We start from the raw sequence: 9,576 nt of genomic DNA, 5'->3' as shown, positions 1-9,576 counted from the left end.
CGACCTGAAGGCCGGCGAGTACGAGGTGAAGTCCGGCGCCTCCATGGCCTCGCTGCTGGCCGACATCCGCGCCGGCCGCGTCGTGCGCCGCCGCATCACCATCCCCGAGGGCTGGACCAGCGGCATGGCGGCCGAGGCGGTCAACGCCTATCCGGCCCTGACCGGCCGCGCCGACGAGCCGCCCGAGGGCGCCCTGATGCCCGACACCTACGACGTGCGCCGCGGCGAGGACCGCGCCGAGGTGATCGCCCGCATGCGCGCCGCCCGCGACAAGGCCCTGGCCGAGCTGTGGGCCGCCCGCGCACCCGACCTGCCCCTGCGCACCCCCGACGAGGCGGTGATCCTGGCCTCCATCGTCGAGAAGGAGACGGGCGTGGCGGCCGAGCGGCCGCGCGTGGCGGCGGTGTTCGTGAACCGCCTGCGGATGGGCATGCCGCTGCAGAGCGACCCCACCATCATCTACGGCCTCACCAGGGGCCGCCCCCTGGGCCGCGGCATCCGCGCCTCGGAACTGGCGGGCGACACCGGCTACAACACCTACCGGTTCATCGGCCTGCCCCCGACCCCCATCGCGAACCCCGGCCGCGAGGCCCTGGCCGCCGTGCTGAACCCGCCGAAGACCGACGAGCTGTTCTTCGTGGCCGACGGGACGGGCGGGCACGCGTTCGCGAAGACGTACGCGGAGCACCAGCGCAACGTGGCGCGGTGGCGGGAGATCGAGCGGGCGCGGGGGGCGGCTGGGAGGTAGGGGGGGCAGGACGGGAGCTGGCCCACACCCGCCTCCCGCGTCCTGCAACCCCGCCCCAGAGCCTGCCTGCGGGGTCAGGCGCGTCAAGGCCGAGCCCTGGCGGGCTCGCCGCGGGGCGGGCGCGCTGGCGCGCGCGCCTTGACCCGCCTGGCCCCGCAGGCTCGCAGGCGGCCGTGGGTTTGAAGGGGCGGTGTATCCCCGGTGGGGATGGGGTGTCGGGGTGGAGCGGGGCGGCCGGTGTTCAGGGGACGCGGTCGGCGTAGGTGCTTCCCCGGGTGATCGAGTGCTGGGTCAGGAAGGTCGGGTCACCGGGCTCGGCGATGGCTTCGAGGTCGCTCAGGCGGTGGCGGCCCGCCGTATGGATGTCGATGAGGGCGCCGGACGGCCTGATGTAGCGGCCCGGGCCCAGGTCGACGTAGCCGGCCAGCACCACCGTCGCGGCGTTCCTCCGCACGGAGTCAGGCGCGAGGGCCAGCAGCGGCCAGGCGATGGGCCCGGTCAGCGGGAGCATCGGCACCACGTCGCCAAAAGCCTCGTAGCGCAGATGGTCGACGCCCGACGCAAGGTAGGCGTCGCGGAAGCCGGCGCCGCAAAGCCGGGGCGCGGCGAAGGTGCGCACGACGACCCTGCGACCGGTCGCCAGGCCCTGGGCGATGAGCCAGCGTGCCACGAAGGGCGCCATCGCGCCGCCCTTGCTGTGGCCCGTGACGTAGATGGGGGCCGTTTTCGCGGCGGCGGCGAGGGCCGCCTGGATCTGCGGCCGCAGCGTCCTGGCCACCCGGTGGGCGGCGAGGCGGAAGCCGCCGTGCGACGCCTCTTCCGCGGGCGCGTCGCCGTCGGACGTGAGACCGATGGCGAGGTTGTTGACCCAGTCGGTGACCCAGAGAAGCGGGGCGCGCTTCGGCGAGATGGACAGCCGGGTTCCGCGCAAGGCGATGACCACGCCCTCAGCGGTCCGGCCGACGAGCCCCGCGTCGTCGAACAGGCCGGGCGTCTCGCCGCAGGCGACGCCCACGGGGGCCTGGGTCCAGGGCACGTCGCCGGCCCGCACGCCCGCGGGCTTTCCCAAGGCGTCGACGGGCATCCAGGGCGGAACCGTCCCGCCCTCGTCCGGGATGGCGTAGGCCTGGCCGGCGGCGTGGAGCAGCGTGCGGTCGCTCGTCATGCGCGTGATCCCCCAATCCCGCGGCCGAGCTTGCCGCAACGACGGCGCGTCGGCAACCCGGAGGGGTAGTGTCGGAAGCTTCGTGCATTGGATGTGGCGGGGGAGGCGGGGGGCCGCGGGGTCGGGCGTCGGGGGTTTGCCTGGGGCGCGGAGTCTATGGGTCCCGGTGTTGGGCTGCGCCCAGACCGGGATGACAGGGGGTGGTCAGGCCGGCGGGGCGAGCTGGGAGCGGGCGAGGGCGCGCTGGTAGGCGTCGCGGGCGGTGGTGCGGGCGAGGTAGGCCTGTTCGGCGGGGTCGAGGGCGAAGCCGGCGTGGGCGGCGCCCAGGCGCAGGGCGTAGCTGACCGAGATGTCGGCGGCGGTGAAGCGGTCGCCGGCCATGTAGGGGGCGGCGGCGAGCCGGCGGCGGACGAGCAGCAGGCGGCGCTCGACGCACTCGCGGGCCCAGCGGGCGCTCCAGTTGTCGCGCTCGGCCTGGGGCGCGAGGAAGCCGCTGACCAGGGGGACCATCATGAGGGTGGCGAGGCCCGCCTCGCCCAGGTGGAGGAACTGCTGGTAGGCGGGGAAGGCCGGGTCGCCGGGGGCGGGCTGCAGCGGCGTGGGGCCGTAGCGGCCCATCAGGTACTCCAGGATCGCGATGGACTCGACCATCGTGACCTCGCCGTCCTGGATGGCGGGCAGGAAGTCGCCGGGGTTGACGGCGAGCCAGGCGGGGTCCTTCTCCGGGGCCAGCATGTCGACCTGCCGCACCTGGTAGGGCAGGCCCATCTCCTCCAGCAGCCAGGCGACGCGCAGGGACCGCGAGGTCTGTCCGCCCCATACCGTGATCATGGTCGTCGTCCTCCGTGGGGTGGTGTGTACAGGACGTGCGGGGGCGGGGGGATCCGACATCCTGGGGGGCGAGCGCGGCGCGGTTGTCATGCGGGTTTGTGGAGGGGTGAGGCGCGATCTTCAGGGCTGTCATCCCGGTTTCGCCTTTGGCGAAGACCGGGATCCATACGCGTCGGTGGCGGGGATTGGGGCGCGGCGTTGGCCGCTGGGGGGTTTGCCGGAAGCGCGGAGTCTATGGGTCCCGGTTTTCGCCGGGGGCGAAACCGGGATGACAGTTTATGGTTTGTTCTTGCAATTCGGACACGTTTCTGGTAGGTTTCTGTCAGCGTTGATCCTTGCGCCCGGGGCCGGGCGCGGCGGCGCTGTTTCGGAGACATGGCGATGGGTGAGGCGGACTTGGGGGCCGGGGATTCGGCGTGCGCGCAGGGCGCGCCCTCGGAGGGGGCGCTGCGCAAGCGGGCCGAGCGGGCGCGGCGGCGGGCGCAGGCGCGGGACTACGAGCGGAAGATCGCCGCGGTGCAGCGGCTGTGCCGGCGGCTGGAGGGCGGCGGGACGGTCGCCGACGCGTGCCGCGAGCCGGGGATGCCGTCGCGCTCGACGCTGATGTACTGGCTGGCGACGGACGCCGAGCTGCGGGGGATGGCCGAGGCGGCCGAGGCGGCGGGGGCGGCGGTGTTCGGGCCGCGCCGGGCCTATGTGGGTTACGACCCCGAGGTGGCGGCCGAGCTCTTGGAGCGGCTGGCGCACGGGCGCAGTCTGGCCGAGGTGTGCGAGGAGCGCGACATGCCCACCTGCGCCACGGTGCACCGCTGGCGCGAGGCGCACCCCGAGTTCCAGGCGGCCTACCTGAAGGCGCGGGAGGCGCAGGCCGAGCGGCTGTTCGACCTAGCGTGGCGGATCGCCTGCGAGGCCGGCGAGGACGAGGTGAAGACCGCGCGGCTGAAGATCCACACCATCTGGCGGCGCATCGCCAAGCTGGCGCCGCGGGCGTTCGGGACGCACCGGGCCACCGAGGCGCCGGCGGCGGCGGGGACCGAGGCGGAGCCCGAGCGGACGATCGTCAGCTTCGTGCCGCGGCGGTTCGGACGCACGCCCGAAGGCGCCATGGTGGAGATCACCGACCTGATCCGCGGCCTGCCGGCCGCCGAGGCCGACGCGCTGCGGCGCGACCTGCGGGAGGGGCGGGTGCGGCCGGAGGACCTGGCGCCGGCGCCGGCGTGGATGGGCTCGCGGATCCAGGACGACGCGGCGCGGGTCAAGCTGTCGGGGCGCTGAGGGTCCGGCCTCCCGCTTGGCTTGGGCCGCTTGGCTTGGGCGGCTTGGCCGTGGCAGAAGGTGGGCGGCGGGCTTTGCGCCGCCGTTCCCCGGACCTTCAGCTGAGAGCATCACCCTCCATGGGCAACCGTCGCCTGGGCCGCAGCGCCATCGTGGTTTCCGACATCTGCATGGGCACCATGACCTTCGGGTCGGCGGTGGACGAACCCACGTCGCACCGGATCCTGGACCAGTGCTTCGAGGCCGGGATCAACTTCTACGACACGGCCGAGAACTATCCGGTGCCGCCGGACCCCAAGTGGGCCGGGCAGTGCGAGGAGATCGTCGGGCGCTGGCTGAAGACCAAGGACCGCGACGCGATCATCCTGGCGACCAAGGTGTGCGGGCCGAGCCACGGCTGGATCAAGGGCTCGATGCGGGCGGGGATGACGGCGCTGGACCGGCACAACATCACCCGCGCGCTGGAGGCCAGCCTGAAGCGGCTGGGGACCGACTACGTCGACCTCTACCAGACCCACTGGCCGGACCACGGCGTGGCCTACGACGAGACCATGGAGACGCTGGACGAGCTGGTCCGCGCCGGGAAGGTGCGCATCGTCGGCTGCAGCAACGAGACGACCTGGGGGCTGATGAAGAGCCTAGCGGCGTCGGAGCGGCTGGGGACGGTGCGCTACGAGACGATCCAGAACAACTTCAGCCTGAACAACCGGCGGTTCGAGGACGAGCTGGCGGCGGCCTGCCGGCACGAGGGGGTGAGCCTGATCCCCTATTCGCCGCTGGCCGGCGGGGTGCTGTCGGGCAAGTACAACGGCGGGGCGCGGCCGGCGGGGGCGCGGTTCTCGCGCTACCTCGAGCTGGGCGGGCGGCAGGCGGCCATGGCCAACCGGTTCGTCAACGACAAGTCGCTGGCCTCGACCGAGCGGTTCATGGCGATCGCGGCGCAGGCCGGGATGAGCCCGGTGACGCTGGCCACCGCGTGGAGCAAGCAGCACGACTTCGTGGCCTCGACCATCGTGGGCGTGACGGCCGAGGCCCAGCTGCCCGACATCCTGGCGGCGATGGACCTGGTGCTGCCGCAGGACGTGATGAAGGCCATCGACGGGGTGACGAAGGAGATCCTCTACCCGATGGGGTAGGGCGTCACTCCAGGTTCTCTCGGGCGGCGACACGCTCTAAGAGGCGGCGGAACGCGGCGGAGGGCTGGGCATGCCGATCTCGGGGATGACGGGGTTCGGGCGCGCGGAGGGCGCGCTGGGGTCGTGGACCTGGGCGGTCGAGGCGCGCAGCGTGAACGGGCGGAACCTGGAGGTGCGGTTCCGCGGGCCGCCGGGGTTCGAGGGCCTGGAGCGGGCGGCGCGCGAGGGGGCGCAGGCGCGGTTCGCGCGCGGGCAGCTGACCGTGGGCGTCCAGGCCAAGCGCGCCGAGGGCGCGGCGGCCGTGCGCGTGAACCACGAGGTGCTGGACCGCTACCTGGCCCTGGGCGCGCCGCTGGTGGCGGCCGGGCGCGCCGCGGCGCCGTCGATGGACGGCCTGCTCGCGCTGCGCGGGGTGCTGGAAGGCGACGACGCCGGGCTGGACCCCGAGGCCCAGGCCGAGCTGGAGGCGGCGATGGCGGCCTCGATCGGGGCGGCCCTGGACGGCCTCCTGGCCGCGCGCCGGCAGGAGGGCGGGCAGCTCGCGCCCGTGCTGGGCGGCCAGGTGGACCGGATCGGCGCGCTGGCGGCGCAGGCCCGCGAGCTGGCGGCCGGGCAGCCGGCGCTGATCAAGGCCCGCTTCGAGGCGCGGCTGAAGGAGCTGGCGGGCGAGGCCGCCACCGAGGAGCGCATCGTGCAGGAGGCCGCCGCCATGGCGGTGAAGGCCGACGTGGCCGAGGAGCTGGACCGGCTGGCCGGCCACGTGGACGCCGCGCGCGGTCTGCTGGCCGCTGAGGGCGCGGTGGGCCGGCGGCTGGACTTCCTGACGCAGGAATTCATGCGCGAGGCCAACACCCTGTGCTCGAAGTCGGCCTCGGGCGCCTTGACCGCGGTGGGCCTGGACCTCAAAGCCGTCATCGAGCAGTTCCGCGAGCAGGTGCAGAATGTGGAGTGAGCCGCGCGGAGCCGTCGTGGGGGGAGAGCGGGGTTGGTGAGCGTTCAGGATCCGGGCAAGCCCTGGGAGACGACGCGGCGGGGGATGCTGCTGCTGGTCTCGAGCCCGGCGGGCGCGGGCAAGACCTCGCTCACGCGCACCCTGGTGGCCGACCACGACAGCCTGATCCTGTCGATCTCGGCGACGACGCGCGACCCGCGGCCGGGCGAGGAGGAGGGGCGCGAGTACTACTTCAAGAGCCGGGACGAGTTCGAGGCGCTGGTCGCCGCGGGCGAGTTCCTGGAGCACGCCACGGTCAACGGGAACTACTACGGCACGCCCAAGGCGCCGGTGATGGCCGCGCTGGAGGCCGGGCACGACGTGATCTTCGACATCGACTGGCAGGGGGCGGCGCAGATCGCCGAAAAGGCGCCGGACGATTCCGTGCGGGTGTTCATCCTGCCGCCGGCCTGGGGCGACCTGGAGCGGCGCCTGAGGGCGCGGGCGCAGGACTCGGAGGCGATCATGGAGGCGCGCCTGCGGCTGGGGCAGGAAGAGATCCAGCACTGGCATCTCTACGACTACGTCATCGTCAACCAGAACTTCGACCGGGCCTACGCGGACCTGGGCCACATCTACCGCGCCGAGCGGATCAAGCCGCAGCGCAACACCTGGCTGCCGGGCTTCGTGGGCGGGCTGCTGGCGGAGGCGGCGGGGGGCGAGCCGTCCGCGGCCGGCGCGCCGCCGCGCACCACGATGATGCGGCCGGTGCAGAAGTAGGCGACAGCTGTCGTCCCGGTTTCGCGGCAGCGAAAACCGGGATCCATACGCGTCGGCGGTCGAGCGTGAGGCGCGGCGTGGACGGCCGGGGGTTTGCCTGGGGCGCGGAGTCTATGGGTCCCGGTCTTGAGCTGCGCTCAAACCGGGATGACAGATGGGGATGGCGCCGGGCCTGGGGCGTGGTTAGCTCTGCGCGGGTGCAAGCGTAAGGAGCGGCCATGAGTTCGGTGACGCGTCGCGAAGGCCTGGGGTTGGCGCTGGGAGCCGCGGCGGCGATGGCCGCAGGCGGCGCGGGAGCCGCGCCGATGAAGCTGCTGACCCGGGCGATCCCCGGATCGGGGGTTCGAAGCCCTGCTCAAATCTCCGAGGAGCGGCTGCCGGTGATCGGGCTGGGGAGCTCGGCGACGTTCAGCCAGGTGGCGCGCTCCGAGGACGCCGCGGCCCTGCGCGAGGTGATGCGGACCATGGTCGAGGCGGGCGGGCGCGTGTTCGACACCGCCCCCAGCTACGGCGCCTCGGAGGAGGTGGCGGGGCGGATGGCGCGCGAGGCCGGCCTGGCGGACAAGCTGTTCTGGGCCACCAAGCTGAACGTGGCGCGTCCCGGCGGGACGGCCGATCCGGCGGCGGCGAAGGCGCAGATCGAGCAGTCGTTCGCCCGCTGGGGCCGGCCCACGATCGACCTGATCCAGGTGCACAACGTCGGCGACCCGCCGACCCAGCTGGGCCTGCTGAAGCAGCTCAAGGCGCAGAAGCGGGTGCGCTACATCGGCGTCACCACGACGTTCGAGCCGCAGTACGAGACGCTGGTCTCGCTGATGAAGAACGAGCCCCTCGACTTCATCGGCGTCGACTACGCCGTCGACAACCGCGAGGTGGAGACGACCATCCTGCCGCTGGCCGTCGAGCGGAAGATCGGCGTCCTGGTCTATGCCCCGTTCGGCCGGACGCGGCTGTTCCGGCGGGTGGGCGAGCGGCCGCTGCCGGACTGGGCCGCCGAGATCGACGCGAAGTCGTGGGCGCAGGTGTTCCTGAAGTGGGTGATCGGCCACCCGGCGGTGACGGTGGCGACGCCGGCCACGAGCCAGGTGAAGAACATGCTGGACAACCTGGGCGGCGGCGTCGGGCGGCTGCCGGACGCGGCGCTGCGCCAACGGATCGCGACGTTCGTGGCGGAGCTGCCGCAGGCGGCGTAGCTGTCGGGAAGAGGGCGTCATGACCGCCGCACCAGGGTTCCCGCAGCGCCAGTTCGCGCGGCTCTCGAAGGTCGAGCCGGGCGAGGGCCGGGCGGTGCTGGCCGCCTTCTTCCTCTTCTTCTTCGTCCTGGGCAGCTACTTCGCGGTGCGGCCCGCGCGGGAGACGATCGCGACGCTGCTGGGCCGCGAGTACGTGGCGGACCTGTGGCTGTACACGGCGATCTTCTCGGTCGCGATCATCCCGCTCTACGGCTGGCTGGTGGCGCGGGTGCGGCGCAGCGTGCTGCTGCCGTGCATCTACGGCTCGGTGAGCCTGATGCTGGTGGGGCTCGGCCTGGCCATGGGCACGGGCGAGATCGGCCGCGGCGTGGGCTCGTTCTTCTACGTCTGGATCAGCGTGCTGAACGTGATGCTGGTCTCGGTGTTCTGGAGCTTCCTGCTGGAGCTGTTCTCGAGCGAGCAGACGCGCCGGCTGTTCGGCTTCATCGCGGCGGGCGGGACCTTCGGGGCCCTGGTCGGTCCGCTGCTCACGGCCCTGCTGGCCGATGTGCTGGGCGTGCCGGGGCTGCTCTACATGGCGGCCGTGGGGTTCGCGGGCGCGATCGGCTGCCAGCTGGTGCTGCTGGCGGTGTGGAAGGGCCGGACCGACGGCGCCCCGGCGGAGGGCGGCCTGGGCGGCAATCCGTTCGCCGGCTTCACCCAGGTGCTCTCGTCACCCTACCTGCTGGGCATCGCGGCCTTCGTGTGCCTGCTCTCGGCGGCGAACACGATCCTCTACTTCGAGCAGCTGCGGCTGGTGGAGGAGACCTTCGCCGACCCCGACCGGCGCACCCAGGTGTTCGCGACGCTGGACGTGGTGGTGCAGTCGCTGACGGTGGCGACGCAGCTGTTCCTGACCGGGCGTATCGCCACCCGGCTTGGCGTGAAGGCGCTCCTGACGCTGCTGCCGGTGCTGATGATCGGGGCCTTCCTGGCGCTGGCGGCGTTCAACGCCTTCGCCGTGCTGGCGGCGGCCATCGTCCTGCGGCGCTGGGGCGAGTACGCCCTGGTCCGGCCGGGGCGCGAGATGCTGTTCTCGAAGCTGGACACAGAGGCCAAGTACAAGGCCAAGAGCTTCATCGACGTGCCCGTGTACCGCCTGGCGGACTATGTGGGCGGCCAGGCCAAGACCGCCGTCGACGCGGTCACGGCCTCGCCGACGGTGAGCGTGCTGGTGGGGGCAGGGCTGGCGGGCGTATGGGCGCTGAACGGCCTGTGGCTGGGCCGCCGCCACGACGCCGCGCCCGGCCGGGCTGTTCCGCGGTCCTGACGCGATCCTCACGGCTGTTGGGGTAGGTCAGCATTCTTTCGGCTGTCATCCCGGCCGGACCCGGCGCAGCCGGGGGCGAGCCGTGCGGCGACGGGGGTTTGCCTGAGGCGCGGAGTCTATGGGTCCCGGTTTTCGCCTGCGGCGAAACCGGGATGACAGGAGTAGGTCTGCGTTCTTGCGGCTGTCATCCCGGCCGGACCCGGCGCAG

General features: G+C 73.0%; 9 protein-coding genes. 7 read left to right on the top strand and 2 right to left on the bottom strand.

The annotated features are described in order from the left end of the window. Positions 1 to 748: endolytic transglycosylase MltG (mltG, locus tag JNK30_RS15285; protein ID WP_293483416.1), on the top strand; the 748-nt coding region annotated here is incomplete at its 5' end. Between the two features lie 241 nt (positions 749 to 989). Here mltG and JNK30_RS15280 read toward each other — a convergent pair. Then, positions 990 to 1,913: a hypothetical protein gene (locus JNK30_RS15280; RefSeq protein WP_293483414.1), complete on the bottom strand. Its 924-nt coding sequence runs from the start codon at positions 1,911 to 1,913 to the stop codon at positions 990 to 992. Positions 1,914 to 2,117: 204 nt separating this feature from the next. Next, positions 2,118 to 2,744 carry a glutathione S-transferase family protein gene (locus JNK30_RS15275; protein ID WP_293483412.1) on the bottom strand — a complete coding sequence of 209 codons (627 nt, stop codon included), beginning with the start codon at positions 2,742 to 2,744 and terminating at the stop codon, positions 2,118 to 2,120. Between the two features lie 381 nt (positions 2,745 to 3,125). Between JNK30_RS15275 and JNK30_RS15270 the strand changes: the two genes are divergently transcribed. The 6 genes from JNK30_RS15270 to JNK30_RS15245 all read left to right on the top strand — a co-directional run bounded on the left by JNK30_RS15270 (position 3,126) and on the right by JNK30_RS15245 (position 9,368). Next, on the top strand, positions 3,126 to 4,019 hold the full coding sequence (locus JNK30_RS15270; RefSeq protein WP_293483410.1) for a hypothetical protein: 894 nt from the start codon (positions 3,126 to 3,128) through the stop codon (positions 4,017 to 4,019). Between the two features lie 119 nt (positions 4,020 to 4,138). After that, complete coding sequence (locus JNK30_RS15265; protein WP_293483408.1) at positions 4,139 to 5,155, top strand: aldo/keto reductase; 1,017 nt, start codon at positions 4,139 to 4,141, stop codon at positions 5,153 to 5,155. A 70-nt stretch (positions 5,156 to 5,225) separates the two neighbouring features. Further along, positions 5,226 to 6,107 (top strand): YicC/YloC family endoribonuclease, encoded by an 882-nt coding sequence (locus JNK30_RS15260; protein ID WP_293483406.1) that lies wholly within the window; start codon positions 5,226 to 5,228, stop codon positions 6,105 to 6,107. 84 nt (positions 6,108 to 6,191) lie between these two features. Continuing rightward, positions 6,192 to 6,866, top strand: a complete 675-nt coding sequence (gmk, locus tag JNK30_RS15255) for a guanylate kinase (protein WP_293483418.1) — start codon at positions 6,192 to 6,194, stop codon at positions 6,864 to 6,866. Between the two features lie 218 nt (positions 6,867 to 7,084). Beyond that, positions 7,085 to 8,059 (top strand): aldo/keto reductase, encoded by a 975-nt coding sequence (locus JNK30_RS15250; protein ID WP_293483404.1) that lies wholly within the window; start codon positions 7,085 to 7,087, stop codon positions 8,057 to 8,059. A 19-nt stretch (positions 8,060 to 8,078) separates the two neighbouring features. Continuing rightward, the gene (locus JNK30_RS15245) at positions 8,079 to 9,368 is read left to right on the top strand and encodes an NTP/NDP exchange transporter (RefSeq protein WP_293483402.1); all 1,290 of its coding nucleotides are present in this window, start codon (positions 8,079 to 8,081) and stop codon (positions 9,366 to 9,368) included. Positions 9,369 to 9,576 lie beyond the last annotated feature (208 nt).

This window comes from Phenylobacterium sp., assembly GCF_016793225.1.
In the GTDB taxonomy this organism is placed as follows: Bacteria; Pseudomonadota; Alphaproteobacteria; order Caulobacterales; family Caulobacteraceae; genus Phenylobacterium.
Note: the sequence above shows the minus strand (reverse complement) of the source record. Positions and strands in the feature narration are given on the sequence as shown.

Excerpts from the sequence above, each read along its gene's own strand:
- JNK30_RS15280 (WP_293483414.1), bottom strand. The coding sequence starts at position 1,913 with ATGACGAGCGACCGCACGCTGCTCCACGCCGCCGGCCAGGCCTACGCC.
- JNK30_RS15275 (WP_293483412.1), bottom strand. The coding sequence starts at position 2,744 with ATGATCACGGTATGGGGCGGACAGACCTCGCGGTCCCTGCGCGTCGCC.
- JNK30_RS15270 (WP_293483410.1), top strand. The coding sequence starts at position 3,126 with ATGGGTGAGGCGGACTTGGGGGCCGGGGATTCGGCGTGCGCGCAGGGC.
- JNK30_RS15265 (WP_293483408.1), top strand. The coding sequence starts at position 4,139 with ATGGGCAACCGTCGCCTGGGCCGCAGCGCCATCGTGGTTTCCGACATC.
- JNK30_RS15260 (WP_293483406.1), top strand. The coding sequence starts at position 5,226 with ATGCCGATCTCGGGGATGACGGGGTTCGGGCGCGCGGAGGGCGCGCTG.
- gmk (WP_293483418.1), top strand. The coding sequence starts at position 6,192 with ATGCTGCTGCTGGTCTCGAGCCCGGCGGGCGCGGGCAAGACCTCGCTC.
- JNK30_RS15250 (WP_293483404.1), top strand. The coding sequence starts at position 7,085 with ATGAGTTCGGTGACGCGTCGCGAAGGCCTGGGGTTGGCGCTGGGAGCC.
- JNK30_RS15245 (WP_293483402.1), top strand. The coding sequence starts at position 8,079 with ATGACCGCCGCACCAGGGTTCCCGCAGCGCCAGTTCGCGCGGCTCTCG.